At 67.0% G+C, this 24466-nt stretch carries 26 protein-coding genes; 8 read left to right on the forward strand and 18 right to left on the reverse strand.

Annotated features, from left to right (window positions below):
* Positions 1–232: 232 nt before the first annotated feature.
* The 3 genes from IB232_RS16975 to IB232_RS16985 all read left to right on the forward strand — a co-directional run bounded on the left by IB232_RS16975 (position 233) and on the right by IB232_RS16985 (position 3403).
* Positions 233–1129 (forward strand): peptidoglycan DD-metalloendopeptidase family protein, encoded by an 897-nt coding sequence (locus tag IB232_RS16975; RefSeq protein WP_192399784.1) that lies wholly within the window; start codon positions 233–235, stop codon positions 1127–1129.
* 95 nt (positions 1130–1224) lie between these two features.
* On the forward strand, positions 1225–3051 hold the full coding sequence (locus IB232_RS16980) for a diguanylate cyclase domain-containing protein (RefSeq protein ID WP_192399785.1): 1827 nt from the start codon (positions 1225–1227) through the stop codon (positions 3049–3051).
* Positions 3052–3130: 79 nt separating this feature from the next.
* Positions 3131–3403: a hypothetical protein gene (locus IB232_RS16985; protein WP_192399786.1), complete on the forward strand. Its 273-nt coding sequence runs from the start codon at positions 3131–3133 to the stop codon at positions 3401–3403.
* Between the two features lie 57 nt (positions 3404–3460).
* On the opposite strand, the gene IB232_RS16990 is transcribed toward IB232_RS16985, so the two are convergent.
* The 5 genes from IB232_RS16990 to IB232_RS17010 form a co-directional block, all read right to left on the reverse strand.
* Positions 3461–4801, reverse strand: a complete 1341-nt coding sequence (locus IB232_RS16990; protein WP_192399787.1) for a hemolysin family protein — start codon at positions 4799–4801, stop codon at positions 3461–3463.
* Between the two features lie 72 nt (positions 4802–4873).
* On the reverse strand, positions 4874–6154 hold the full coding sequence (gene phoR / locus IB232_RS16995) for a phosphate regulon sensor histidine kinase PhoR (RefSeq protein WP_192400066.1): 1281 nt from the start codon (positions 6152–6154) through the stop codon (positions 4874–4876).
* A 61-nt stretch (positions 6155–6215) separates the two neighbouring features.
* Complete coding sequence (phoB, locus tag IB232_RS17000; protein WP_061902709.1) at positions 6216–6905, reverse strand: phosphate regulon transcriptional regulator PhoB; 690 nt, start codon at positions 6903–6905, stop codon at positions 6216–6218.
* Between the two features lie 86 nt (positions 6906–6991).
* A complete protein-coding gene (gene ubiA / locus IB232_RS17005; RefSeq protein WP_192399788.1) occupies positions 6992–7885 on the reverse strand; it encodes a 4-hydroxybenzoate octaprenyltransferase in 894 nt (297 codons plus the stop codon).
* A gap of 67 nt (positions 7886–7952) precedes the next feature.
* Positions 7953–8501, reverse strand: a complete 549-nt coding sequence (locus tag IB232_RS17010; RefSeq protein ID WP_192399789.1) for a chorismate--pyruvate lyase family protein — start codon at positions 8499–8501, stop codon at positions 7953–7955.
* A 153-nt stretch (positions 8502–8654) separates the two neighbouring features.
* Here IB232_RS17010 and IB232_RS17015 point away from each other — a divergent pair, with 153 nt between their 5' ends.
* From IB232_RS17015 to IB232_RS17030, 4 genes are all read left to right on the forward strand, one after another.
* Positions 8655–8822, forward strand: coding sequence for a rubredoxin (locus IB232_RS17015; RefSeq protein WP_068827612.1), 168 nt, complete (start codon positions 8655–8657; stop codon positions 8820–8822).
* A gap of 280 nt (positions 8823–9102) precedes the next feature.
* Positions 9103–9375 (forward strand): HU family DNA-binding protein, encoded by a 273-nt coding sequence (locus IB232_RS17020; protein ID WP_137974570.1) that lies wholly within the window; start codon positions 9103–9105, stop codon positions 9373–9375.
* Between the two features lie 136 nt (positions 9376–9511).
* On the forward strand, positions 9512–9910 hold the full coding sequence (locus IB232_RS17025) for a helicase (RefSeq protein ID WP_192399790.1): 399 nt from the start codon (positions 9512–9514) through the stop codon (positions 9908–9910).
* Positions 9911–9979: 69 nt separating this feature from the next.
* Positions 9980–10708, forward strand: coding sequence for a hypothetical protein (locus IB232_RS17030; RefSeq protein WP_192399791.1), 729 nt, complete (start codon positions 9980–9982; stop codon positions 10706–10708).
* 60 nt (positions 10709–10768) lie between these two features.
* Here the strand turns inward: IB232_RS17030 and IB232_RS17035 are convergent, their stop codons facing one another.
* The 6 genes from IB232_RS17035 to exbB form a co-directional block, all read right to left on the reverse strand.
* Complete coding sequence (locus IB232_RS17035) at positions 10769–12178, reverse strand: aminoacyl-tRNA deacylase and HDOD domain-containing protein (RefSeq protein WP_192399792.1); 1410 nt, start codon at positions 12176–12178, stop codon at positions 10769–10771.
* Positions 12179–12281: 103 nt separating this feature from the next.
* Complete coding sequence (gene recG / locus IB232_RS17040) at positions 12282–14357, reverse strand: ATP-dependent DNA helicase RecG (protein ID WP_192399793.1); 2076 nt, start codon at positions 14355–14357, stop codon at positions 12282–12284.
* Positions 14354–15286: a hydrogen peroxide-inducible genes activator gene (locus tag IB232_RS17045; protein ID WP_137974575.1), complete on the reverse strand. Its 933-nt coding sequence runs from the start codon at positions 15284–15286 to the stop codon at positions 14354–14356. The genes recG and IB232_RS17045 overlap by 4 nt, the downstream gene beginning before the upstream one ends.
* Positions 15287–15516: 230 nt before the next feature.
* Positions 15517–16230 carry an energy transducer TonB gene (locus IB232_RS17050; protein ID WP_192399794.1) on the reverse strand — a complete coding sequence of 238 codons (714 nt, stop codon included), beginning with the start codon at positions 16228–16230 and terminating at the stop codon, positions 15517–15519.
* Positions 16227–16652 carry a TonB system transport protein ExbD gene (gene exbD / locus IB232_RS17055; RefSeq protein WP_192399795.1) on the reverse strand — a complete coding sequence of 142 codons (426 nt, stop codon included), beginning with the start codon at positions 16650–16652 and terminating at the stop codon, positions 16227–16229. Before exbD ends, IB232_RS17050 begins: the two co-directional genes overlap by 4 nt.
* Before the next feature lie 3 nt (positions 16653–16655).
* Positions 16656–17765, reverse strand: coding sequence for a tonB-system energizer ExbB (exbB, locus tag IB232_RS17060; protein ID WP_192399796.1), 1110 nt, complete (start codon positions 17763–17765; stop codon positions 16656–16658).
* Between the two features lie 173 nt (positions 17766–17938).
* Here exbB and IB232_RS17065 point away from each other — a divergent pair, with 173 nt between their 5' ends.
* The gene (locus IB232_RS17065; RefSeq protein WP_192399797.1) at positions 17939–18808 is read left to right on the forward strand and encodes an NAD-dependent epimerase/dehydratase family protein; all 870 of its coding nucleotides are present in this window, start codon (positions 17939–17941) and stop codon (positions 18806–18808) included.
* Here the strand turns inward: IB232_RS17065 and IB232_RS17070 are convergent.
* The 7 genes from IB232_RS17070 to IB232_RS17100 form a co-directional block, all read right to left on the reverse strand.
* Positions 18784–19143 (reverse strand): type IV secretion protein Rhs, encoded by a 360-nt coding sequence (locus IB232_RS17070; RefSeq protein ID WP_192399798.1) that lies wholly within the window; start codon positions 19141–19143, stop codon positions 18784–18786. The genes IB232_RS17065 and IB232_RS17070 overlap by 25 nt on opposite strands.
* A 5-nt stretch (positions 19144–19148) precedes the next feature.
* Positions 19149–19877, reverse strand: a complete 729-nt coding sequence (locus IB232_RS17075) for a hypothetical protein (RefSeq protein ID WP_192399799.1) — start codon at positions 19875–19877, stop codon at positions 19149–19151.
* A gap of 4 nt (positions 19878–19881) precedes the next feature.
* A complete protein-coding gene (locus tag IB232_RS17080; protein WP_192399800.1) occupies positions 19882–20262 on the reverse strand; it encodes a RidA family protein in 381 nt (126 codons plus the stop codon).
* Positions 20263–20310: 48 nt separating this feature from the next.
* Complete coding sequence (spoT, locus tag IB232_RS17085) at positions 20311–22419, reverse strand: bifunctional GTP diphosphokinase/guanosine-3',5'-bis pyrophosphate 3'-pyrophosphohydrolase (RefSeq protein WP_192399801.1); 2109 nt, start codon at positions 22417–22419, stop codon at positions 20311–20313.
* A gap of 63 nt (positions 22420–22482) precedes the next feature.
* Positions 22483–22749: a DNA-directed RNA polymerase subunit omega gene (rpoZ, locus tag IB232_RS17090; protein WP_137974584.1), complete on the reverse strand. Its 267-nt coding sequence runs from the start codon at positions 22747–22749 to the stop codon at positions 22483–22485.
* Between the two features lie 105 nt (positions 22750–22854).
* Entirely contained in the window at positions 22855–23475 is a 621-nt protein-coding gene (gene gmk, locus IB232_RS17095) for a guanylate kinase (protein ID WP_192399802.1), read from the reverse strand.
* A 39-nt stretch (positions 23476–23514) separates the two neighbouring features.
* Complete coding sequence (locus IB232_RS17100) at positions 23515–24378, reverse strand: YicC/YloC family endoribonuclease (protein ID WP_192400067.1); 864 nt, start codon at positions 24376–24378, stop codon at positions 23515–23517.
* Between the last annotated feature and the right edge of the window lie 88 nt (positions 24379–24466).

Below are 24466 nucleotides of genomic sequence, written 5' to 3' on the forward strand. Positions count from 1 at the left end.
CCGCCAGCCAGATTCACGAGCACGGCGCCCATGGGCGCCGTGTTGATTTCAGGAGGCTGACTGCCGCTCGGAGTGCCTGTTCCGCAGCACGCCTTTCGTCGGATATCGCTGCGATTCGCAGCCTGACCCTGCGGATTGCCGCACAGCCCGCAGCGCGAGCACTCGCGAGCCGCATGGCGCGCTGCTAGTCTTTTCGTCCCGGATACCAAATAACCATTAAATCCGTGAAGTTATGCTAGGGCGTTCAATCATTTTCTGCGCACTGCTGCTGGCCGCCGGCCAGGCCAGTGCGCTGACCATCTACAAGTATGTCGACAAGCACGGCACGGTGACCTATAGCGACAAGGCCGTGCCCGGTGCCCAGGTGTTCGTGTTCCGCGACCGCATGGTGGAGAAGCTCGACAACCTGGTGAAGCTGGAAACCAAGAAGCACGATGCTGGCGAGACCCTGGTGTTGCGCAACGACCTGTACGCCCCGGTGGAGGTCGAGCTGCGCCTGGATCGCCTGGTCAACGTCGCCGGCGCGCCGGACGAGCCGATTCGCTGGGTGCTGCCGCCGCGCAGCCATATCCGCCTGACCACCCTGGCGCCGCTGGATGCGGCCAAGCCGATGAGCTACAAGCCGCGGCTGCGCTACGCCATGGGCGATCCGCGCCTGCAGCCGCTGCTGTTCCGCTATCCGCTGCCGTGGATTGGCGGGCCGTTCAAGCTGACCCAGGGCGCCAACGGCAAGTACAGCCACTTCACGCCCAAGGGCCGCTACGCCATGGACATCGCCATGCCCGAGGGCACGGCGATCGTCGCCTCGCGCAGCGGCATGGTGGTGAAGACCGAGAACCGCCAGAGTGGCCGTGGCAACAATCCCTCCGGCAACTACGTGCGCATCCTGCATGACGACGGCACCATGGGCGTCTACCTGCACCTGATGCGCGGTTCGGTGATGGTGCGTGAGGGCGAGCGGATCGAGGCCGGCATGCAGATCGCCCGTTCCGGCAACACCGGCAACAGCACCGGCCCGCACCTGCACTTCGTGGTGCAGCGCAATGTCGGCCTGGCCCTGCAGTCCATCCCGTTCAACTTCGCCCAGCCGGTGGACAGCCTGCCCAACTTCGCGGTGGGCGGCGAATAACCGGACTGGCGCGATCCGCGATTCGCGGCAATGCTTGAGGGACTGGTGCCTGCAGTCCCCGAGAGTGGCACCGAGTCGAGGAAACCCATCTGCCCGTGCGCCTGTTCAGCCTGCTGTTCTGTCTGCTGGCTACCCTGCCTTGCGTAGCCGCTCCGCTCGAACTCACCGATGACCATCAGGTGGTGCGCCCCGCGCCCTGGCTGGAATACCTGCTGCCTGCCGAGGAGCTGGATTTCGCCGAGGTGGTCGAGGCCACCGGCTGGCGCAAGCTGGAGGGCGCCTCGCTGAGCCTGGGTTTCCAGGAGGGGCCGGTGTGGGTACGCATGGCCCTGCACAACCGCTCCGCTCGCAGCGACTGGCGCCTGCTGGTGGAGTGGCCGATCCTCGATCGCCTCGAACTGCGCCTGTTCGATCCGGCCAGCGGCAGCTGGGGAGCGCTGCTGGAGGCCGGTGATCATCTGCCGCTGAGCGCCTGGCCGGTGCCCGGCCGGCAACCGCTGTTCCCCCTGGCGCTGCAGCCCGGCGAGCAGCGCTGGGTCTACCTGCGCCTGCACAGCCGCGAGAACATCGTGGCACCCATGCAGGTGCTCACCGAGGCGGCCTATCAGCAGCAGGAGCTGGACCAGCGCGTGCTGCTGGGACTGTTCTTCGGCGCCATGCTGGCGGTGCTGCTGTACAACTTCAGCCTGTACCTGTTCACTCGCCACCTCAGCTACCTGTGGTACAGCCTTTACCTGCTCGGCGTGGTGGTTTACGAGCTGAGCCTGAGTGGCTTCGGCGTGCTCTTCCTGTGGCCCGAGCTGGGCCGGCCGGCGGGGCAGATCTATGCATTCTCCGCGCTGTGGAGCTTCTTCGCCGCAAGCTACTTCGTTCGCGTCTTCCTGCGCATTCCGCGTTACGGCGGCTGGGTGCTGTGGGCCAACAATCTGCTGCTCGGCTACTGGGCGCTGGCGATCGCGCTGTTGCTGGTACGACCGCAGTGGCTGACCGCCATCGGCACCCAGTCGGCGGCGCTGCTCAGCTGTCTGGTGGCGCTGGGGACGGCGGTGGATCTGTGGCGACGCGGCAATCGCTCGGCGCCGCTGTTCAGCCTGGCGTGGATCTTCCTCATCGTCGGCACCGCGGTGCACGTGGCGGCCCTGCAGGGCGTCCTGCCGGTCAACCAGCTGACCCTGCGCATGCAGACCCTGGGCTTCTTCGTCGAATTCATCCTGCTCTCGGTGGCCCTGGCCGACCGCATCAACAGTGAGCGCTCCGCACGTATCGCCGCGCAGACCGCGCTGATCGGCGAGCGCGAGGCGCGCCTGGCCAGCCAGGAACAGCTGCTGGTCGAGCAGGCGCGGCTCAACGAGGAGCTGGAGCGGCGCGTGCTGGCGCGCACCGCCGAGCTGCAGCAGTCGACCCGCGAGCTGGCCGAGGCCAACGCCGAGCTGACCCGCCTGAGCAACACCGATGCTCTGACCCAGCTGGCCAACCGCCGGCATTGCGATCAGCAACTGGCCGACCAGGCCAACACCCGGCTGGCCGTGCTGCTGCTCGACATCGATCACTTCAAGCGCATCAACGATGGCTACGGACATCCCTTCGGTGACCGCTGTATCGCTGCCGTGGCCAAGGTGCTGCGCGGCAGTGCCCGGCGCGCCGGCGATCTGGCCGCGCGCTATGGCGGCGAGGAGTTCCTGCTGGTCCTGGCGGATGTCGACGCGGCGGGCGCCCAGGATCTGGCCGAGCGCATCCGCGCCGAGGTGGCGGCGCTGGATCTGCAGCACAATGGTGCCCGCGTGCCGCTGAGCGTGAGCATCGGCCTGGCGTATCACGATGGCCAGGCCGCGTTGCGCATGCCGGCGCTGATCGATGCCGCCGACCAGGCGCTGTACGCGGCCAAGGCGGCGGGGCGCAATCAGGTGTGCGTGGCCGGTTGACCCTTGGTCGGTCCGTGGCGCCGTGCGGCGATTCTGGGGCTAAGGTGGCCAGACACGCCGAATCCGTGAGGTGAAGATCATGAACAATCTGCACTGCACTTACCGCGACCACGCCATCAGCGCCGCGATCATCGAACACCCCGGCATTCCCACGCCCTGGGCGGCGGGCTGCCAGATCACCCTGCCCGACGGCCAGGTCAGCAAGCGCATGTCGCTGCCGCTGCGGTTCGCCTTTCTCGCCGACCTGGAGAGCGCCCAGCGTGCCTCGCTGGCCCACGGCAAGTGGCTGGTGGACCAGCATCTGGACCACGGCATGAGCCTGGCCGGCGTCAGCCACGCCAAGGCGGCCTGACGCCAGATAGCACAACGCCGCAGACAGGCTGCGGCGTTGTGGGGAGCGGCGGGTGCGTCAGTCCAGCTTGAGCACCTTGGCCAGGACGATCTTCGGCCCTTTCATCTTTTTCACGATGATGTGCAGGCCTTCGGTCTCCAGTACCTCGTCCTCCTCCGGCACCCGGTTCAGGCTCTCGTAGACCAGGCCGGCCAGGGTCTCGGCCTCGATGTGGTCGAGGTCCAGGCCGAGCAGGCGCTCGATCTTGAACAGCGGGGTGTCGCCGCGTACCAGCAGCTTGCCCGGCTGGTAGGCGAGGATGCCGCGTTCGGCCTTGTGGTGCTCGTCCTGGATATCGCCGACCAGCACTTCAAGCACGTCTTCCATGGTCAGGAAGCCGACCACCTTGCCGTCGGCCTCCTCGACCAGAGCGAAGTGCGCGCCGCCCTGGCGGAACTGCTCGAGCAGCGAGGACAGTGGCATGTGCTTGCTGACCCGCTCGATCGGGCGCATCAACTCGGCCACGTTGAACTTGGACGGCAGCATCTCCAGCAGGCTCAGCTGCAGCAGCAGGTCCTTGATGTGCAGCACGCCGACGAAGCCGCCGGTGGCCTCTTCGTACACCGGGTAGCGGCTGAACTTGTGCCGGCGGAACACGTTGAACAGCTCGTCCAGCTTGGCGTTGGCGTCGATGTACACCAGGTCCTCGCGCGAGTTGGCCCAGTCCACCACTTCCAGCTCGCCCATTTCCACGGCCGAGGCCAGCACGCGCATGTCCTGGTCGCTGGGGTCGCGAGCGCGGCTGGAGTGGAGGATCAGCTTCAGCTCGTCGCGACTGTAGTGGTGCTCGTGGTGCGGCCCCGGCTCGCCTTGTCCGGCGATGCGCAGGATGGCGTTGGCGCTGGCGTTGAGCAGGTAGATGGCCGGATACATCAGCCAGTAGAAGGCGTACAGCGGCGCGGCGGTCCACAGCGACAGCAGCTCGGGTTTGCGGATCGCCCAGGACTTGGGCGCCAGCTCGCCGACCACGATGTGCAGGTAGGAAATGATGAAGAAGGCGAAGAAGAAGGCGATGCCGTGGACCAGCTTCTCCGACTCGATGCCGATGGCGCCGAGCAGCGGCGTGAGCAGTTCGGCGAAGGCCGGCTCGCCGACCCAGCCCAGGCCGAGCGAGGCCAGGGTAATGCCCAGCTGGCAGGCCGACAGGTAGGCGTCCAGCTGGTTGTGCACGGTGCGCAGGATGTGCCCGCGCCAGCCGTGTTGCTCGGCAATAGCTTCGACCTTGGTCGCGCGCAGCTTGACCATGGCGAATTCGGCGGCGACGAAGAAGCCGTTGAGCAGAACGAGGAACAGGGCGAACAGCACGAGGCCGAGGTCGGCGACCAGGGCGGACGTGGAGAGACTAGAGGAAGGGTCCATGGGTACTAGGGTTGGCGGAAGATCGCTACAGGTTGGCGGCTGAGGCCGGTGATTGCAAGCCGCCGGCCATTTCTAGCCACGCCGACTGACCTGCTGGGGCGGGAAGTGGCAGGTGAAGGTGCTGCCCTTGCCGACCAGGCTGGTGATGTCCAGGCGCGCCCGATGACGCAACAACACGTGCTTGACGATGGCCAGGCCGAGGCCGGTGCCGCCGGTGTTGGACGCGCGGCTGGAGTCGACCCGGTAGAAGCGCTCGGTCAGGCGCGGCAGGTGCTTGGCCTCGATGCCGATACCGCTGTCGGCCACGCTGAAGTGCCCGCCCTGTTCGTCGCCCCACCAGCGGATGCGGATCTCGCTGTCCTCGGGGCTGTACTTCACCGCGTTGAACACCAAATTCGAGAAGGCGCTGCGCAGCTCGGCCTCACTGCCCTTGAGGCGGATCTGGCTGTCCGCCTCCAGGCTGATGCGGTGGTTGCGCGCGCCGGACAGGGCCTGGGCGTCGTTCTTGATCGAGAGCAGCAGCAGGTCGACGGCCACCGGCTGGTTGTCCGAGGGATAGTCGGTGGCTTCCAGCTTGGCCAACAACAGCAGGTCATTCAGCAGGTTCTGCATGCGCGAGCCCTGCTGCTGCATCTGCTGCAGGGCGCGCAGCCAGCGCGGATTCACGTCCTCGACATTGTCCAGCAGGGTCTCCAGGTAACCGGTAATCACCGTCAGCGGCGTACGCAGCTCGTGGGAGACGTTGGCGATGAAGTCCTTGCGCATCTGTTCCAGCTGGTGGAGGCGGGTAACGTCGCGCACCAGCATCAGGTGTTCGTGGTTGCCGTACTGGGTGATCTGCAACTGCAGGCGCATGCGGTCGTTGATCGGCGAGGGCAGCTCCAGGGCCTCTTGATAGTTGCCGGCCTCGAAGTACTCCTTGAAGCGCGGGTGGCGTACCAGGTTGGCGATCGACTGGCCGCTGTCCTGTGGGGTCTTCAGCCCCAGCAGCTGCTCGGCGGCGCGGTTCCACCACTCCAGGTTGCCCTCGGCGTCGAGCATGATCACCGCATCGCGCAGGGCGGCGGTGGATTCCTGCACGCGGTCGATCACCGCCTGCAGGCGGCCACGCACGCGCTGGTCGCGGCGCTGCAGGTGGTAGATGTTGTCGAAGATCTCGCCCCACAGGCCGTAGCCTTCGGGCGGCGCCTCGTCCGGCTGGCGTTCGCGCAGCCACTTGTGCAGGCGCAGCAGCTGCTTGAGGTGCCACAGCAGGTAGCCTCCGAGACCGATGGCCAGGGCCCAGGCGTATTCGCCGGTGATCAGGCCGACCAGCCCGCAGCCGACCAACAACAACAGCAGGCGGCGCGCCATGGCGCCGCGCCAGTCTTGGTTCACCTAGTGCTTCCTTTCTCTGGACGCGGGGGAGCGTGAGTCAGCTCTTGGTGGAAAAACGATACCCGGTGCCGCGCACCGTTTGCACCAGATTCTCGTAGGCCTCGCCGAGCGCCTTGCGCAGACGGCGGATATGCACGTCGACGGTGCGCTCTTCGACGTAGACGTTGCCGCCCCAGACCTGGTCCAGTAACTGGCCGCGGGTATAGGCACGCTCCTGGTGGGTCATGAAGAACTGCAGCAGGCGGTATTCGGTGGGGCCCATCTCGGCCGGCTTGCCGTCGATGGTGACGCGGTGGCTGATCGGGTCGAGCAGCAGGCCGCCGACTTCGATCGGCGCTTCGCCGTCGCTCGGCGCGGTGCGGCGCAGCACGGCCTTGAGGCGGGCCACCAGCTCGCGCGGCGAGAAGGGCTTGGTGATGTAGTCGTCGGCGCCGACTTCCAGGCCCTGGATCTTGTTGTCCTCTTCGCCCTTGGCGGTGAGCATGATGATCGGGATGTCGTCGGTCAGCTCGTCGCGCTTGAGGCGGCGGGCCAGCTCGATGCCGCTGGTGCCCGGGAGCATCCAGTCGAGCAGGATCAGGTCTGGTTTGCGGTCGACGATCAGGGCGTGAGCCTGCTGGGTGTTTTCCGCTTCCAGGCAGTCGTAGCCGGCCATCTCCAGGGCCACCGCGATCATCTCTCGGATGGGAGCTTCGTCGTCAACGATCAGGATGTTCTTGCCAACCATGGGTCGAGCCTCGGGTCGTCTGTCTTGCGCCGCATTAGATAACGGAATTATTGCAGCGATGTGACAGCCATGCGGCAAGGCCCGATCTAGCGCAGCGCGTAGTCGATGACGATGCCCAGCAGAATCGCCAGGCCGGCCCAGTGGTTGTGCAGGAAGGCGGCGAAGCATCGCTGCGGGTCGCGGTCGCGGGTGCTCCAGAATTCCCAAGCGAAGCAGGCCGCAGCGCCGAACAGACCGAACAGGAACCAGATGCCCAGGCTGAAGCGTGCGCCGGCCATGGCCAGGCACAGCAGGGCCAGGCCCTGCAGGGTGAGGATGATGATGCGGTCGGCATCGCCGAACAGAATGGCGGTGGATTTCACGCCGATCTTCAGGTCGTCCTCGCGGTCGGTCATCGCGTAGTAGGTGTCGTAGGCCACCGTCCACAGCAGGTTGGCGATGTACAGCAGCCAGGCCTCGGCCGGCGGCAGCTCGCCGGTGACGGCGCTGAAGGCCATCGGCATGCCCCAGGAGAAGGCCGCACCGAGCACCACTTGCGGGTAGTAGGTGTAGCGCTTCATGAAGGGGTAGCAGGCGGCCAGGGCCAGGCCGCCGAACGACAACAGGATGGTGGTCAGATTGGTGAACAGCACCAGGATGAAGCTCAGGCCCACCAGCACGGCGAACAGGACCATCGCCTCGCGCGGGCTGACCCGGCCATCGGCCAGCGGTCGCGCCCGTGTGCGCGCCACATGGCCGTCGATATTGCGGTCTGCATAGTCGTTGATCACGCATCCGGCGGCGCGCATGAACAGGGTGCCGAACACGAAGATCAGCAGCAGGCCGAAGTCCGGCACGCCCTTGCTCGCCACCCACAGGGCCCAGAGGGTCGGCCACAGCAGCAGGTAGATGCCGATCGGCTTCTCCAGGCGCATCAGCTGGACGAAGTCCCAGGTGCGCGGGTGCAGGCGGTTCAGGGCGAGCAGGAAGGATTGGTACATCGGCGGGTCTCCGGGCCAGGTGCGCCGATTATACGAGCAGCGACGCGGCCGGGAGCGAGGGCGGCGTCTAGTTCTGCGCGGCGTGGTCCCAGAATGCCGGCAGGAACACCTCGGCCACCAGCACGCCGAGGCCGTCGCGGCGGAAGCAGGAACGGCGTCCCCAGAGGTGCTCGGCGCGTGCCTCGGCCGGCAGCCAGGCCGCCGGGTAGCGACACACCTGCAGCTCGCCGCGCACGAAGGCGCGGTCGCTGAACAGCAGCTCGCCCAGCGAACGGCTGCCCAGCTTGCCCAGCTCGAAGCCGGAGCCCTCCAGGGCGGCGCGCGGCGCCACGCTACGCGCGAATACCCAGGGCTGACCGGCGCCGAGCAGAAACACCTCGCGCACCCAGCCCATGCTGCCGGCCGGCACCTGCAGAGCGCTGCACTCGTCGGCGCGCAACACCTGCCAACCCTGCTGCAACGGCTGCACGGCGAAGCGCTCTGCACTGAGGGCGGTGAGACGACGGGTCAGCGAGCCCTGGCCGAACAGCCAGTCGCGCAGCAGCGGTGCGGGGGCAGGATGCAACTGGCCGGCGTTGAGCCAGCGGGGCGGGTGGGCGAGGGCGGAGGAGGGCACGACAACGGCTTCGGCTACCGGGGACGGCGGCGAGCTTAGCACGACGAAGGGCCGGCCCGGACACTTGCGCTGCGGCGTCCATATCAGTACAAAGCCTGCTGATTTTTTAACCAGGGCAACGTCCGCCAGAGACGGCCCGCGATGAGGTAGAGCATGAAGAAGTGGCAATGTGTGGTCTGTGGCCTGATCTATGACGAGAGCCAGGGTTGGCCCGACGACGGCATCGCCGCCGGTACCCGCTGGGAAGACGTGCCGGCCGATTGGCTGTGCCCGGACTGCGGCGTGGGCAAGGCTGACTTCGAGATGATCGAGATCGGCTGATCGCGTTGCACGCTGCGCCCGAACGGCGGCCTCAGGGCCGCCGTTCGCGTTTCTGCGGGAAATTCGGAGCATCGACCAGCTTCTGGCGGAAATGGCGGCTGTTCTGTCTGCTTCGCCATATTAGCCGTCGGGCAAACTGCCCGGCAGCACTGGCGCAGTCCCGGATGGCGTGCCATTCTCCCCGAGTCTGCCGCAGCGCAGAGCCGTTGCGGCGCCTTTGGCGCTGTTCTGGAAGGACAGCTCGGACACACAACAACAACAAACAGTCAAAGAGGCATCTATGCGCAAACCTGAACTCGCCGCGGCTATTGCCGAGAAGGCTGATCTGACCAAAGACCAGGCCAACCGCGTACTCAACGCCGTACTCGAAGAAATCACCGGCGCGCTGAACCGCAAGGACAGCGTCACCCTGGTCGGTTTCGGCACCTTCCTCCAGCGCCACCGCGGTGCCCGTACCGGCAAGAACCCGCAGACCGGCGCCCCGGTCAAGATCAAAGCCAGCAACACCGTTGCCTTCAAGCCGGGCAAGTCCCTGCGCGACGCCGTCAACTGAGCAAGTCCCGGCCCGGAGCCGCAGGGCTCCGGGCCACCCCCTCTCCAGCGCCGAAACGCCCGCCAGACGGGATGTAGTGTTCTGCGCCATCCGCTACAATGCGCCGCCGATTTCATCACCCTCGAGGCTGCGCGCCATGAAATTCCGCTTTCTCCTCTGGATGCTGGGCCGCCTGATGGTCAAGGCCAGCCGCACCAATCCCGAGTTCCAGCAGCAGCTGGAAGGCAAGGAGCTGGTCTTCCAGCTGCATACCCTCGACGGCAAAGTCGCCCGTCACTACCGGATCAAGGACAAGCGTGTCACTAGCCATGCCGGCACGGCCCGTGAGCCGGCCTTCGCCATTGGCTTCAAGGACGCCGTTTACGGCTTCGCCACCATGAACGCCAAGAACAAGCAGCTGGCCTTCATGCAGGGCATCCAGAACAAGGACATCCAGATCCAGGGCAACCCGGCGCTGGTGATCTGGTTCCAGGGCCTGCTCAAACACGTGGTGCCGAAGAAGAAAAAGAAGACCGAGGTCAAGAAAGCGGCCTGAGCCGCTTTCCCTTGCTGGCCCGAGCCGCGCCACTTGGCTAGGCTGGGCGTTTTTCACGGAAGTCCCGTTATGCGTCCGCTGTTCATCCTCGCCCTGCTCCTGTCCCTGGTCGCGCCGGCCCAGGCGGCGACCGACGCCACCCTCAAGCGCGTGCTGGAGCTGGCCGGCGTCCAGCTGCTGTGCGAGCAGACCGCGCCGCTGCTGCAGCGCGGCATGAGCGCCGAGCAGCAGAAGTCCCTGGGCAAGGCGTTCGCCGCCGCCCCGCTGTGCGATGACCTGGCCAAGCGCGTGGCGCTCAAGGTCAAGCGCGAGCAGCTGGACGCCGCGCTTAAGCTGCTCGACAGCCCGCTGGCCCAGCACTTTACCGCCGCCGAACGGGCGTTGGGCGAGGATGGCGGCCTGGCCACCTACCGCCAGCAGCTGCAGGAGCGTCCGCCGCTGGGCAAGCGTCTGGATCTGGTGCGTCGCCTGGACAAGGCCGCCCACACCACCGAGCTGGCGACCCTGCTGCGCTACGAGGTGGGCAAGACCCAGGCCCTGCTGACCCTGCGTGCCCGGGGCGGCGATCTGGACGAGAAGGCCCTGGCCGAGCAGACCGCCGCCCAACTGGCGCCGCTGCGTGCGTCCAGCGCCAGCGGCGTGGAAGCCTTCATGCTCTATGCCTACCGCCAGACTCCCAGCGACAAGCTCGGCGAATACGCCGCGCTGTACGAGCAGGCGCCGCTGCGCGCCGTGCTGGAGGCCAGCGCCAAGGCCCTGCCGGAAGTGTTCGCCGCCCGGCGGGCGAAGCTCAAGTAACGAGCCAGCCGACGCAACGAAAAAGGGGCCCGCAGGCCCCTTTTTTCATGGCAGACGCACTCAGTGCGGGTGGTTGAACTGCGAAGCCAGCTCGCGCAGTGCCACTTCCGCCTGCAGCACCTTGTTCAGCGCGTCGTCGGCCTTGTCGCGGGTCAGCCCCAGGCGCTCGAACAGCTCGTGCGGCAGGTCATGCTGCGGGCCGCTGCCGATGCCGCGGCTGCGCAGCAGGTTGACGGCCAGGCACACCAGGTTCGGGTAGGCGGCGTGGGCGCCGTCGTACTCGGGGTCGTGCTGGAAGCGCAGGGCGGTGGCCAGCTCTTCCGGCATGTCCCAGAAGCGCATCAGCCAGGCGCCGATCTGCTCGCGGGTGATGCCCAGCAGGTGCTGCTCGATATAGCCGGCGGACAGGTGCGGGTTGACCTCCAGGTGCCGGCAGATCAGCGAGAAGTGCGGCGGGAAGACATGGGCCAGCACCAGGTAGCCGAAGTTGTGCAGCAGCCCGGCGAGGTAGGTCAGGCCGGCTTCCGGGCGCTGGGCACGCGGCATGGCGCGGGTCAGGCCCTCGATGATGGCGGCGGTGTAGATCGCCTGTTGCCAGTAAGGCGTGGCCTGCTGCGGCTGATCCTTGGGCAGGCTCAGGGTCTTGCCCAGGGCCAGGCCGAGGGCCAGGTTGATCACCAGGTCGAAGCCCAGCACGCGGACGATGGCGTCCTCCACTGAGCGGATCTTGCCGGGGGCGGCGTAGTAGGGCGAGGCGGCCCAGCTGACCACCTGGGCAGCCAGCGCCGGGTCGGTTTCGACCACGCCGGTGATGTCGTCGACGGTGGCGTCCGGATCCACGCGCAGCTTGATGATCTTCTGCGCGGTCTCCGGCAGCGGCGGAATCTCGATGGTTTCTTCGAGGCGCTGCTGGATGCGCCGTGCGGTGAAGGCCTGCACCGCCTGGGTGATCTCTGCGCGGTCGTCGTCCGGGCGATTCAGGTTCGGGCGAATGCCCAGCAGCGGCTCGCCGAAGCGCGCGGCACTGGCCTTGGCCAAGAGGATGGACTTGTAGTGTTCGCTGTCGATCTCCAGCAGCACGCCGGCCTGGCCGGACTCCACCAGCAGGCTGGGCTCCTGCAGCAGGCGCTCGTCGTACAGGCAGGGCGAGCTGGTCAGCGGCGGCAGGCCGGGCAGCAGGCCGAGGTTATGCTTGGCCAGCATGCGCTCCATGCGCTCGGGCTTGACCGCGGTGAGCTTGCGTCCGGTCAGCTCGGCCAGGCGATTGAGATCGAGCAGCTGGCTCTGCGGGAACAGCACCAGCAGGGCGCCGACTGCGTCTTCCAGCAGCGCGGCTTGCACGCGGCGAGCGGCGGGATGCGCAGGGTGGTCGGGACGGATATGGCAGGGGACGCCGAGTTTCTCGAGGAGTTGCAGGATCACCACCGGCGGACGCGGGGCGGAATCGGGGGCGAGGGCGACTTCGGTCATGGGCGACATCCGGCTGAGGAACTACTGACGAGGAGTATAACCAGCGCCCCGCGGGATAGGCTCGGCCGCCGGACGGGCGACCAGCGGCATTACGTGCGGCGGATCACACTTGGCCGTACTGCTGGCCATGCCGTAGCCAGCGCTCGAGCAGCGGGCTGACATGCTGTGGCCAGCGCGCCAGTAGCTCTTGCGCCGCCTCGCGCACGGCCGGCAGCAGGTCGGCGTCGCGCATCAGGTCGGCCACCTTGAACTGCAGCAGGCCGGTCTGGCGGGTACCGAGCATCTCGCCGGGGCCGCGCAGTTCTAGGTCCTTTTCGGCGATGACGAAGCCGTCGCAGGTCTCGCGCATGATGCCCAGGCGCTCGCGGCCGAGCTGCGACAGCGGCGCATGGTAGAGCAGCACGCAGTGGCTGGCGGCGCTGCCGCGGCCGACCCGCCCGCGCAGCTGGTGCAGCTGGGCCAGGCCCAGGCGCTCGGGGTTCTCGATGATCATCAGGCTGGCGTTGGGCACGTCGACGCCGACCTCGATCACCGTGGTGGCGACCAGCAGCTGCAGCTCGCCGCACTTGAATTCGTCCATCACCGCGGCCTTCTCGGCCGGCTTCATGCGCCCGTGGATCAGGCCGACGCGCAGCTCGCCGAGCGCCGCCGACAGCTCCTCGAAACTGGTCTCGGCGGCCTGACAGGTGAGCTCCTCGGATTCCTCGATCAGCGTGCATACCCAGTAAGCCTGGCGCCCTTCGCGGCAGGCCAGGCGCACGCGCTCGACCACTTCGAGGCGGCGGCTGTCGGCGATCACCAGAGTGTTCACCGGGGTGCGCCCGGGTGGCAGCTCGTCGAGGATCGAGGTGTCGAGGTCGGCGTAGGCGCTCATCGCCAGGGTTCGCGGAATCGGCGTGGCGGTCATGATCAACTGGTGCGGGCACAGGCGCCCATCGATGCCTTTCTGGCGCAGGGCCAGGCGTTGCTGCACGCCGAAACGGTGCTGCTCGTCGATGATCACCAGTGCGAGCTTGGCAAAGCGCACCTCGTCTTGGAACAGCGCGTGGGTGCCGACCACCATCGGCGCGCCGCCGGCGATCTGCTCTAGTGCTGTGGCGCGCGCCTTGCCCTTGAGCTTGCCGGCCAGCCAGGCGACTTCGATGCCCAGCGGCTGCAGCCAGCGGCTGAAATTGAGGAAGTGCTGCTCGGCGAGGATCTCGGTGGGCGCCATCAGCGCCACCTGGTAGCCGGCCTCCAGCGCCTGCAGGGCGGCCAGGGCGGCGACCACCGTCTTGCCGGCGCCGACGTCGCCCTGCACCAGGCGCAGCATGGGCTCGGGCTGGCTCAGGTCATAGGTGATCTCGGCACCAACGCGCTGCTGGGCACCGGTAGGGGCGAAGCCGAGGTTGGCGAGAAACTGCTGCGGCAGCTTCTTGGCCGGCGGCAGCACCGGTGCGGCCTGGGCGCGCACCTGTTCGCGCAGGCGCTGAAGCGAAAGCTGGTGAGTCAGTAGCTCCTCGAAGGCCAGGCGATGCTGGGCCCAGTGGCGACCCTCGGCCAGCTCTTCCTGGTCGGCGTCCGGCGGCGGTCGGTGCAGGTAGCGGATGGCTTCGGCCAGCGGGCCCAGCTGATAGTCGCGGCCCAGCTCGGCTGGCAGCCAGTCGGGCAGGCTGTGCGGGCCCAGGCGGGCCAGGGCCTGCTGGCTCAGCTGGCGCAGGCGCTGCTGTGTCAGGCCCTCGGTGGTCGGGTAGATAGGCGTCAGGGTCTGTTCCACCGGCGCCGGCTCGTCGCCACTCTGGGCGCGGTATTCCGGGTGGTAGATCTCCAGGCCGGTGGCGCCGGGACGCACCTCGCCGTAGCAGCGCAGAGCCGTACCGCGCTTGAGGCCGTCCTTTTGCGCCTGGCTGAAGTGGAAGAAGCGCAGACTGAGGGTGCCGGTGCCGTCCTGCAGGCGCACCAGCAGGCTGCGGCGGCGGCCCATGGCGACGTCGGCGCCCGCCACTATGCCTTCGACCACTGCATCCTGGCCCGGGCGCAGGGCACCAATGGGCGTGATGCGGGTGCGGTCCTGGTAGCGCAGGGGCAGGTGGAACAGCACGTCCTGCAGGTTTTCCAGCCCGACCTTGCCCAGCTTCTCGGCCAGCGCGTCACCGACGCCCTTCAGCGCGGTTACCGGGACCTGTGCCAGCTCGGTCATGCCGGGATGGCTTCACCCTGCGGGCGCGCCACCGAGCACAGGCGGATCGAATCGGCCAGCACTTCGATGGCCTTGGGCCTCGGGAAGCTGGCGCGCCAGGCGATGGCCACGGTGCGGTAGGGCGCCGGCGCGCTCAGCGGGCGCACCTCGATCACGCCGGGGGCGTAGTGGTGGCTGTCGACCGCGGAGAACGGCAGGATCGAGATGCCCAGGCCGGAGGCGACCATATGGCGGATGGTCTCCAGCGAGCTGGACTCCACCGTGGTGTGCTTGGCCGAATCCTCGCCACCCTTGCGCAGCGACGGGCAGGCTTCCAGCACCTGGTCGCGGAAGCAGTGGCCCTCGCCGAGCAGCAGCAGGCTCTTGTCGTTGAGCAGTTCCTTGTCGATGGTCTCGCGCTCGGCCCAGGGGTGACCGGCCGGCAGCAGGGCGAAGAACGGCTCGTCGTACAGCGGCTTGGTCAGCACATCGGCTTCCTGGAACGGCAGGGCGATGATGATCGCGTCCAGCTCGCCGGTGCGCAGCTTGTCGCGCAGGATGTGGGTGAAGTTCTCTTCGATGTACAGGGGCATCTGCGGGGCGACCCGGTGCAGCTGCGGAATCAGATGGGGGAACAGGTAGGGGCCGACCGTGTAGATGGCGCCGATCTTCAGTGGCGCGGTCAGCTGGTTCTTGCCGGCCTGGGCCAGCTCGCGGATGCCTTGGGCCTGCTCCAGCACCTTTTGCGCCTGGGTCACGATGCCCTCGCCGACCGGGGTCAGGCGCACCGCGCTCTTGCTGCGCTCGAAGATCAGCACGCCGAGTTCGTCTTCCAGCTTCTTCACCCCCACCGACAGGGTCGGCTGGCTGACATGGCAGCGCTCGGCCGCGCGGCCGAAGTGCTGTTCCTGGGCAAGGGTCACTATGTAGCGCAGTTCGGTGAGGGTCATAGGTAAATTCCATTGAGATGCCGCCAAGCATAGCGACTGCATTCAATGGAACCAACCGGGCCGCCCATAAAGATGCGGCCTAATAGACAGAGAACCTGTTGCCGGTGTGCGAGCCAGAGTCAGGCAAGGGCGCAAACCGGCGAGGATGCGCAGTTTACATGGGGTAAATGAGCATTCGAGCCGGCTCGCAACGCCGCCTGGCCGACGCGCAGTGCGTCGGCGGCGGGTTCTCAGCGGGTGAGGGTGAAGTTCAGCGGGTAATCGATCGACATGCTGCCACCGCTCAGCACCTTGGTCGGCGGCGCCGGCACCGGGCTGGCCTTGCGCAGCTGGCGCTGCACGTCGCGGTCGAACGAGTTGCGTGCGGTGGACTGCTTCACTTCGGCGGCGAGGATGCGGCCGCGGGTGTCGATGGTGAAATTGAGCAGCAGGGCATGCTTGCTGCCGGGCTTGTTGAAGCGCCGCTCGCGATCCGGGTAGCGCAGGTGCTTGCTCAGGTAGGCCTGCACCTTGGCCATCCAGATGGCGCGCTCGCGGTCGATCTCGCCGGTGCTGACCTGTTGCTGCACCGGGGCCTTGATCGGCGCCGCGGTCTTCTCCTGGCTCGCCACCTTGGGTGCCTCGGGCTGCGGTTTGACCTCGGGTTTTGGCGGCTGCGGCTTGGGCTTGACCTTGGGTTTCGGCTTGGGCTTGACGATGGCGATCTTCGGCTCGGGCACCTCGACGATCTCGGGTTCCGGCTGCTCCTCGATCACCGGCTCCGGTGGCGTCGGCTGCGGCGGCGCGACCATCGGCTCCAGCTCGATCAGCATGGCCGCCGGCTGCAGCAGGATCGGCGTGACGGCCGGGCGCCACAGCAGGGCGGCGTAATAGACGACCAGGTGCAGGCCGATCACGGCGATCAGGCTGACAGCCCACAGCGGCAGGCGACGCGCTGGGCTCATTGCGCGCCGACCGTTTCCAGGCCCACCAGGCCGATCTTCAGGTAGCCGGCACCGCGCAGGTTGTCCATCACGCCCATCAGGTCGGCATAGTCCACGCCCTTGTCGCCGCGGACGAATATGGTCTTGTCCTTGTTGGCGCCGGTCAGGCGGTCCAGGGAGGCGCCGAGCTGGGCCGCGTCGACCTGCTGGTTGTCCAGGTACAGGCTGGTGTCTTCCTTGATGCTCAGGTAGATCGGCTTGTCCGGACGCGGCACCGGCTTGGCGGTGGAGGCCGGCAGGTCGATCTTCACGTCCACGGTGGCCAGCGGCGCGGCGACCATGAAGATGATCAGCAGTACCAGCATCACGTCGATGAACGGGGTGACGTTGATCTCGTGGTTTTCCTGGAGGTCGTCACCGCCCTCGTGCAGATGCAGCCCCATGGCTCAGACCGCCTTGGCGATCGGCGCCTGAGCGCGCTCGCCAGCCGGCTGATCGAGGTCGCGGCTGACCAGCAGCAGGACCTGGGCCGAGGCGTCGGCCACCTGGGCCTTGTAGCCGGCGATGGAGCGGGCGAAGACGTTGTAGATGACCACGGCCGGGATGGCGGCGACCAGGCCCAGGGCGGTGGCCAGCAGGGCTTCGGCGATACCCGGGGCGACCACGGCGAGGTTGGTGGTCTGCGATTCGGCGATGCCGATGAAGCTGTTCATGATGCCCCACACGGTACCGAACAGGCCGACGAAGGGCGCGGTGGAGCCGATGGTGGCGAGCACGCCGGTGCCCTGGCTCATGTTGCGACCGCTGGCGGCGACCAGGCGCTCCAGGCGGAAGCTGACGCGTTCCTTGATGCCTTCCTTCTCCTTGCAGCCGAGGGACAGGCGCAGCTCTTCGCGGGCGTCTTCGATCAGCTGGGCGCTGAAGCTGTGCTTGGCGCGGGCTTGCTCGGCGGCCTGGTTGAGGGTGCGCGCGCCCTTCAGGTCGGGCAGTTCGCGCTGCAGGCGGCGGCGGGCGATGAGCAGCTCCAGGCCCTTGGCGATCCACACGGTCCAGGTCAGGATCGAGGCCAGTACCAGGCCGATCATCACGCTCTTCACCACGCGGTCGGCGTTCTGGTACATGCCCCACGGCGACAGGTCGTGCAGCAGCTCTTCCTCGCCTTCCAGCGCCGACTCGGCCTGCAGTGCCTGCAGGGCGGAGAGCAGTTGTTCGGCGTCGGTGCCGCTGATGTTGTTCTGCTGCAGGAATTCCTGCTGGGCGGCGGCGATCTGTTCGGCGCTGGCCTGTTCGCCCAGGGTCTCCAGCTTCTGCTGCAGGGCGGCGGCCTGCGGGTGCTGGACCGCCGGCGGCAGCTGTGCGGTGGTGGCCGGGGCGCCGCTGGCATCGCTCAGCGGTGCAGCGGCAGGTGCGGTTGCCGGCGCGCTAGCGGCGGGTTGCGCGACCGGAGCCACTTCCTCGGCCATGGCGCCGAACGGCAGGAGCAGGCCGAGCAGCAGGGCTGCCATGGGCAGGCGGGAAGTGCGGGTTGGCTGAGCGCGGAGGGCGGTAGAATTCATGCTGGCCGGACCTGAAGTGAGGGAGCGTTGGACGGAGGAAACGGCACCCCCGTGCAAAAACGGCCTGTATTATTGCAAGTAATTCTTGTTTGTGAAAGATACAATGTAACTATTCAACAGGCGCGCCGGATTCAGTGCACTGAATTCCGCGGTTCCACGAGGGATCCCTTCTCATGTCCAAGACCCTGATGATTGCTGGCTGCGGTGATGTTGGCAGCCGCCTGGCGCGGCGCCTGGCGGTGGCCGGCTGGAATGTATACGGCCTGCGGCGCGATGTCGCGCAGCTGCCCGCCGAGATCCATCCGGTCGCCGGCGATCTGCAGCAACCGGCCTGTCCGGAGACCTGGCCCCAGGGCGAGCTGGACTACCTGGTGTATTGCGCCGCGGCCAGCCAGCACGACGAGGCCGGCTACCGCGCTGCCTATGTCGATGGCCTGCGCCATGTGCTGGCCTGGCTGACCGTGCATGGCCAGCGTCCGCGGCGTCTGCTGTTCGTCTCCAGCAGCGGGGTCTATGTGCAGCAGAGCGGCGAATGGATCGACGAGGATTCACCGGCCGAGGCCGAGGGCTACTCCGGGCGGGTGATGCTGGAAGCCGAGCGCCTGGCCCTGGACAGCGGCCTGCCCGCGACCCTGGTGCGCCTGACCGGCATCTACGGTCCCGGTCGCCAGTGGTTGCTCAATCAGGTGCGCCAGGGCTACCGGGTGGCCAGCGAACCGCCGCTTTACGCCAACCGCATCCATGCCGAGGATGCCGCCGGGCTGCTGGCCTTCCTGCTGCAGGCGGATGCCGAAGGCGCGCAGCTGGCCGACTGCTACCTGGGCGTGGATGACGCGCCGGCGCCGCTGCACGAGGTGGTGGGCTGGCTGCGCGAGCAGTTGGGCGTGACCCAGTGGGCCGAGGAGAACAGTGTGCGCCGCGCCGGCAGCAAACGTTGCAGCAATGCCCGCGCCCGCGCGCTGGGCTGGGCGCCGCAGTACCCCAGCTACCGCGAAGGTTATGCGGCGGTGCTGGCCGATCAGTCGTCGCTGCGCCCGGTGTAGCGGCCGCTGTCGTCGTAGTGGCTACCGTCCGGGTCATCACGACCCAGGTAACGCCCTGCGTCGTCGTAGAGGCGACCATCCTGATCCTGGCGGCCGGTGTAGCGACCACTGTCGTCATAGCGGCGGCCGTCGCCGTCGATGCGGCCGGTGTAGCGGCCGGAGGCGTCGTACTGGCGGCCGTCCGCATCGGTACGGCCGGTGTAGCGCCCGCTGTCATCGTAGTGGCGGCCATCGTCGTCGGCGCGCCCCAGATAGCGGCCGCTGTCGTCGTAATGGCGCTGTTCGGCCTGGGCGGACAGGCTCGCCAGCAGGAGGCAGAGCAGGAGCGGGCGCATCTCGCTCAGTCGCGCTGCAGCAGCCAGGCCTGGCGCCCCGGGCGGAAGCTGGGCACCTCGTCCGGCGCCGACTGGTTGAGCGCCTGGAGGATGCGCAGCTGGTCGCCGTCACGCTCGAAGATCCACGAGGCACCCTGCTGGCCGAGCTGCAGCCACAGGCTGTCGTGCTCGCCGGCCATCGAGGCGCAGTCGCCGGCCAGGCACAGGGCGTAACGCTCGGCACCGGGCAGGCCTTCCAGGCGGCCGTCCGGGTGGAACAGCACCATGCCGCCCTCGCCGACACCCTGGCGGATGGTCCATTCGCCGCCCAGGTAGGCGTCGTACAGCGCCCACTCGAAGCTGCTGCCAATCGGCGCACCATCCTCCGCCTGGTGCGGCGGGCGGCTGAAGTGCTGTTCGGGACCGTAGGTGCTGGCCTGCTGCACCAGCTGGTCCCCCTGCAGATCGAGGTTTTCCTGATAGTCGCCCTGGTAGCTGACTTGCCAGTGCCCCGGCTCGCCGGCCGCCAGGCGACCTTCGGGGGTCTCGAAGCCATTGCTGTAGGTGGCCAGACCGCGCTGGCTGTCGAGCCGCCATTCCAGATTGGGGCCGTGGGCCAGCAGGGCCTCGCGCAGCGGTCCGCCTTGGCGGGCGCTGTCGATGATCGGCTGGTTGATCCAGGTGCCGTCGGGGTTGTCGGCGGCGCAGCCGGCCAGCAGGCCGGCGCTGAGGGCGATCAGGAGGGGGCGACGCATGGATTTATTCGAGCACCAGGATGCCGTCCATTTCCACCTGCGCGCCGCGCGGCAGGGCAGCCACGCCGATGGCGGCGCGGGCTGGGTAGGGCTGCTCGAAGTAGCGGCCCATGACTTCGTTGACCTTGGCGAAGTGGCTGAGGTCGGTGAGGAAGATGTTCAACTTGACCACGTCCTTGAACGAGCCGCCGGAGGCCTCGATTACCGCCTTGAGGTTCTCGAACACCTGCACGGTCTGCTCCTCGAAGCCCTGTACCAGTTCCATGGTTTGCGGGTCCAGCGGGATCTGCCCGGACAGGTACACGGTGTTGCCGGCCTTGATCGCCTGGGAGTAGGTGCCGATAGCGGCCGGGGCGTTGGGCGAGGAAATGACGGTCTTGCTCATGACGAACTCCGATTCGATGAATTGTTGTTGTACTGCGACATGGCGCCGTCAGGCGCGCATGCGGGTGATGCGGATGACGCCGTTGAGGGCGCGCAGCTTCTTGATGACGCGCGCCAGGTGCACGCGGTCATGCACGCTGACCACCAGCTGGACCACGCTGATGCGGCCGTCGCGCTCGTCCATGCCGATTTTCTCGATGTTGCCATCGGCGGCGTTGACGCTGCTGGCGAGCAGGGCGATCAGGCCGCGCTGGTGTTCCAGCTCGACACGCAGCTCGACGTTGAATTCGCCGGCGACATCCTTGGCCCAGTTGAGCTGGATGCACTTCTCCGGGTTGTGGCGGATGTCGGCGATGTTCTTGCAGCTGTCCAGGTGCACCACCATGCCCTTACCGGCCGACAGGTAGCCGACGATGGGATCGCCGGGGATCGGCGTGCAGCACTTGGCGTAGCTCAGCACCAGGCCCTCAGTGCCGCGGATGGCCAGCGGGCCGTCCGGGCTAGGCGCAGCGTCGCCGGTTTCGGCCAGCAGGCGGCGGGCGACCACGTAGGCCATGCGGTTGCCCAGGCCGATGTCTTCCAGCAGGTCCTCGATCACTTCCAGGCGGTATTCGCTGAGCACCGCCTGCACCCGTTCCGGGGCGATCTTCTCCAGATGGCTGTCGAAGCCGGTGAGGGTCTTGTTGAGCAGGCGTTCGCCCAGGTTGATCGACTCCGAGCGGCGTTGCAGCTTGAGTGCGTGGCGGATATGCGTGCGCGCCTTGCCGGTGACCACGAAGTTGAGCCAGGCCGGGTTCGGTCGCGCACCGGGGGCGGTGACGATTTCCACCGTCGAGCCGCTTTCCAGGGCCTGCGACAGCGGCGCCAGGCGGCGGTTGATGCGGCAGGCGATGCAGCTGTTGCCGACGTCGGTGTGCACCGCGTAGGCGAAATCGACCGCGGTGGAGCCCTTCGGCAGCTCCATGATGCGGCCCTTGGGCGTGAATACGTAGACCTCGTCCGGGAACAGATCGATCTTCACGCTCTCGATAAATTCTAGCGAGTTGCCGGCGCGCTGCTGCATTTCCAGCACGCCCTTGACCCACTGGCGGGCGCGGGCGTGATTGCCCTTGGGCGCGTCGTCGCCGTCGGACTTGTACAGCCAGTGGGCGGCGATGCCGTTGTTGGCCATCTCTTCCATCTCGCGGGTGCGGATCTGGATCTCGATGGGCACGCCGTGCATGCCGAACAGGGTGGTGTGCAGCGACTGGTAGCCGTTGGCCTTGGGGATCGCGATGTAGTCCTTGAAGCGGCCCGGCAGAGGCTTGTACAGGTTGTGCACCACGCCGAGGGCGCGGTAGCAGGTGTCGACCTTGTCGACGATGATGCGGAAGGCGTAGACGTCCATTATCTCGTTGAATGCCCTGCGCTTGCCGCGCATCTTCTGATAGATGCTGTAGAGGTGCTTCTCGCGGCCGATCACTTCGCCCTGCAGGCCTTCGCGCTGCAGGTAGGCGGTGATCGATTCCTCGATCTTGGCGACGATTTCCTTGCGGTTGCCGCGGGCGCGCTTGACCGCGGTGCGGATGCGCTCGGAACGCATCGGGTGCATGGCTTTGAAGCCGAGGTCCTCGAACTCCACACGCATACTGTGCATGCCCAGGCGGTTGGCGATGGGCGCGTAGATTTCCAGGGTTTCCTTGGCGATGCGCCGGCGCTTCTCGCCGGATAGCACTTCCAGGGTGCGCATGTTGTGCAGGCGGTCGGCCAGCTTGACCAGGATCACGCGGATGTCGCGCGCCATGGCCATGGCCATCTTCTGGAAGTTCTCGGCCTGGGCCTCGGCCTTGGTCTCGAAGTTCATCTGGGTCAGCTTGCTGACCCCGTCGACCAGTTCCGAGACGGTTTCGCCGAACTGCGCGGTGAGCGCTTCCTTGGCGATGCCGGTGTCCTCGATCACGTCGTGCAGCATCGCGGCCATCAGGCTCTGATGGTCCATGTGCATGTCGGCGAGGATGTTGGCAACGGCGAGCGGGTGGGTGACGTAGGCTTCGCCGCTGCGGCGGCGCTGGCCGTCGTGGGCCTGCTCGGCGTAGAAGTAGGCGCGGCGGACCAGGTTGACCTGATCCGCGGCCAGGTAGGACGAGAGTCTGTCGGCGAGGGTATCTATGCTCGGCAAGGGATCACCCCCTGCCGCGCTGGCGCTTGACCCGGTGCCGCGAGACTTCGACCAGGCATAGGCTTACAGAGGCTCGTTGGCCTCTTCCTCGAAGGCAACGGCGAACAGCGGCTCGTCCTCGACCAGGTCTTCCTGGGCAACGAACTCGGCATCGACCAGGCCGGCAGCGATTTCACGCAGGGCCACGACGGTCGGCTTGTCGTTTTCCCAGGCCACCTTCGGCTCCTTGCCGCCGGTAGCCAGCTGACGGGAACGCTTGGTAGCCAGCATGACCAGCTCGAAGCGGTTGTCTACGTTCTCCAGGCAGTCTTCAACGGTAACGCGGGCCATGGTGTTCCTCTTGGCAAATAGCAAATAAGGCTGGGCCCGAATGGGCGAGCGGACTGAATAGTCTAAAAAATCACCAGCGTTTAGGGAAGGCCTTTCGGCGGCCGGTCAGACCAGCAGCTCACTGAGCAGGCCGGCATGGCGCTGCTGCTGGCAGCTTTGCTGCAGCTGATTGGCGCGGAAGATGGCCTTCAGGTCGTCCAGAGCGTGGGCGAAATCGTCGTTGATCACCAGGTAGTCGTACTCGACGTAGTGGCTCATCTCGCTGACCGCTTCCTGCATGCGCCGCTCGATGATCTCGGCGCTATCCTGGCCACGGTTGGTCAGGCGATGGCGCAGGGCCTCCTGGGTCGGTGGCAGGATGAAGATCGATTTAGCTAGCGGCATCAGCTTGCGCACCTGCTGGGCGCCCTGCCAATCGATCTCCAGGATCAGGTCGGAACCGGCCGCCAGGGTCTGCTCGACCCACATCTGCGAGGTACCGTAGAAGTTGTCGAACACCTGGGCGTGCTCGAGGAACTCGCCGCGTTCGATCATCGCGCTGAACTGCGCGTGGTCGACGAAGTGGTAGTTGACCCCGTTCTGCTCGCCCGGGCGCATGGTGCGGGTGGTGTGCGAGACGGAGACGCGGATGCGCGCATCGCTGTCGAGCAGGGCCTTGACCAGACTGGTCTTGCCGGCGCCGGAAGGTGCGGAAACGATATAGAGGGTACCGGTGGTGACAGTCATCTTGATGTCCTGATAACGCTATGGCTCAAGCCTAGCGGCTTATTCGATGTTCTGGACCTGTTCGCGCATCTGCTCGATCAGGACCTTGAGGTTGACGGCGGCCTGGGTGCTGCGCGGGTCGAAGGCCTTGGAGCCGAGCGTGTTGGCCTCGCGATTGAGTTCCTGCATGAGGAAGTCCAGGCGGCGGCCGGCCGCGCCACCGGCCTTGAGCACGCGGCGCACTTCGGTCACATGGGTGTTCAGGCGGTCCAGTTCTTCGGCCACGTCGCTTTTCTGGGCGAGAAGCACCAGCTCCTGCTCCAGACGCTGCGGGTCCACTTCGGCGCGCATTTCGGCGAAGCGGGTCTCGATCTTCTGGCGCTGGTTGGCCAACATCTCCGGCACCAGCGCGCGCAGTGCGACGACTTCCTCGGCGATGCTGTCCAGGCGCTCGTTGAGCAGCTTGGCCAGCTCGGCGCCTTCGCGGGCGCGGCCGCTCTTCAATTCGCCCAGGGCCTGCTCGAACAGTTGCAGGGCTGCGGCATTCAGGGCCTGTGGATCGGCAGCGTCGGCCACCAGCACGCCAGGCCAGGCCAGTACTTCCAGAGGGCAGAGTGATGCCGGTTGCTGGATCAGTGCCGCTACCTGTTCGGCGGCGGAGATCAGTTGGCGGGCGCGCTCGTCGTCTACTTGCAGGCTCTTGCCGGCGTTTTCCTCGGCGAAGCGCAGGGTGCATTCCACCTTGCCGCGCGACAGGCCCTGGCGCAGGGCCTCGCGCACCGCGCCTTCGAGGTCGCGGAACGAGTCGGGCAGGCGCAGGTGCGGCTCCAGGTAGCGATGGTTGACCGAGCGCAGCTCCCAACTCAGGGTGCCGTGGGCGGAAGCCGACTCGACGCGGGCGAAGGCGGTCATGCTGTGCACTATGGAGAGAGCCTCGTGAAATGACGAATGGGCGCGGATTGTAGCGCAGAGCGACCACCGGCCCAATCCGCCCCGTCGCGGCGCTATAATG

Source organism: Pseudomonas sp. PDM15 (assembly GCF_014851565.1).
GTDB lineage: Bacteria > Pseudomonadota > Gammaproteobacteria > Pseudomonadales > Pseudomonadaceae > Aquipseudomonas.

Excerpts from the sequence above, each read along its gene's own strand:
- IB232_RS17075 (WP_192399799.1), bottom strand. The coding sequence starts at position 19,877 with ATGCGTCGCCCCCTCCTGATCGCCCTCAGCGCCGGCCTGCTGGCCGGC.
- IB232_RS16975 (WP_192399784.1), top strand. The coding sequence starts at position 233 with ATGCTAGGGCGTTCAATCATTTTCTGCGCACTGCTGCTGGCCGCCGGC.
- IB232_RS17025 (WP_192399790.1), top strand. The coding sequence starts at position 9,512 with ATGAAATTCCGCTTTCTCCTCTGGATGCTGGGCCGCCTGATGGTCAAG.
- phoR (WP_192400066.1), bottom strand. The coding sequence starts at position 6,154 with ATGGCGCGCCGCCTGCTGTTGTTGTTGGTCGGCTGCGGGCTGGTCGGC.
- IB232_RS17045 (WP_137974575.1), bottom strand. The coding sequence starts at position 15,286 with ATGACCCTCACCGAACTGCGCTACATAGTGACCCTTGCCCAGGAACAG.
- phoB (WP_061902709.1), bottom strand. The coding sequence starts at position 6,905 with ATGGTTGGCAAGAACATCCTGATCGTTGACGACGAAGCTCCCATCCGA.
- ubiA (WP_192399788.1), bottom strand. The coding sequence starts at position 7,885 with ATGTACCAATCCTTCCTGCTCGCCCTGAACCGCCTGCACCCGCGCACC.
- exbD (WP_192399795.1), bottom strand. The coding sequence starts at position 16,652 with ATGGGGCTGCATCTGCACGAGGGCGGTGACGACCTCCAGGAAAACCAC.
- IB232_RS17015 (WP_068827612.1), top strand. The coding sequence starts at position 8,655 with ATGAAGAAGTGGCAATGTGTGGTCTGTGGCCTGATCTATGACGAGAGC.
- IB232_RS16985 (WP_192399786.1), top strand. The coding sequence starts at position 3,131 with ATGAACAATCTGCACTGCACTTACCGCGACCACGCCATCAGCGCCGCG.
- IB232_RS17065 (WP_192399797.1), top strand. The coding sequence starts at position 17,939 with ATGTCCAAGACCCTGATGATTGCTGGCTGCGGTGATGTTGGCAGCCGC.
- IB232_RS16990 (WP_192399787.1), bottom strand. The coding sequence starts at position 4,801 with ATGGACCCTTCCTCTAGTCTCTCCACGTCCGCCCTGGTCGCCGACCTC.
- IB232_RS17070 (WP_192399798.1), bottom strand. The coding sequence starts at position 19,143 with ATGCGCCCGCTCCTGCTCTGCCTCCTGCTGGCGAGCCTGTCCGCCCAG.
- exbB (WP_192399796.1), bottom strand. The coding sequence starts at position 17,765 with ATGAATTCTACCGCCCTCCGCGCTCAGCCAACCCGCACTTCCCGCCTG.
- IB232_RS17030 (WP_192399791.1), top strand. The coding sequence starts at position 9,980 with ATGCGTCCGCTGTTCATCCTCGCCCTGCTCCTGTCCCTGGTCGCGCCG.
- rpoZ (WP_137974584.1), bottom strand. The coding sequence starts at position 22,749 with ATGGCCCGCGTTACCGTTGAAGACTGCCTGGAGAACGTAGACAACCGC.
- gmk (WP_192399802.1), bottom strand. The coding sequence starts at position 23,475 with ATGACTGTCACCACCGGTACCCTCTATATCGTTTCCGCACCTTCCGGC.
- IB232_RS17080 (WP_192399800.1), bottom strand. The coding sequence starts at position 20,262 with ATGAGCAAGACCGTCATTTCCTCGCCCAACGCCCCGGCCGCTATCGGC.
- IB232_RS17050 (WP_192399794.1), bottom strand. The coding sequence starts at position 16,230 with ATGAGCCCAGCGCGTCGCCTGCCGCTGTGGGCTGTCAGCCTGATCGCC.
- IB232_RS17020 (WP_137974570.1), top strand. The coding sequence starts at position 9,103 with ATGCGCAAACCTGAACTCGCCGCGGCTATTGCCGAGAAGGCTGATCTG.
- recG (WP_192399793.1), bottom strand. The coding sequence starts at position 14,357 with ATGACCGAGCTGGCACAGGTCCCGGTAACCGCGCTGAAGGGCGTCGGT.
- IB232_RS17035 (WP_192399792.1), bottom strand. The coding sequence starts at position 12,178 with ATGACCGAAGTCGCCCTCGCCCCCGATTCCGCCCCGCGTCCGCCGGTG.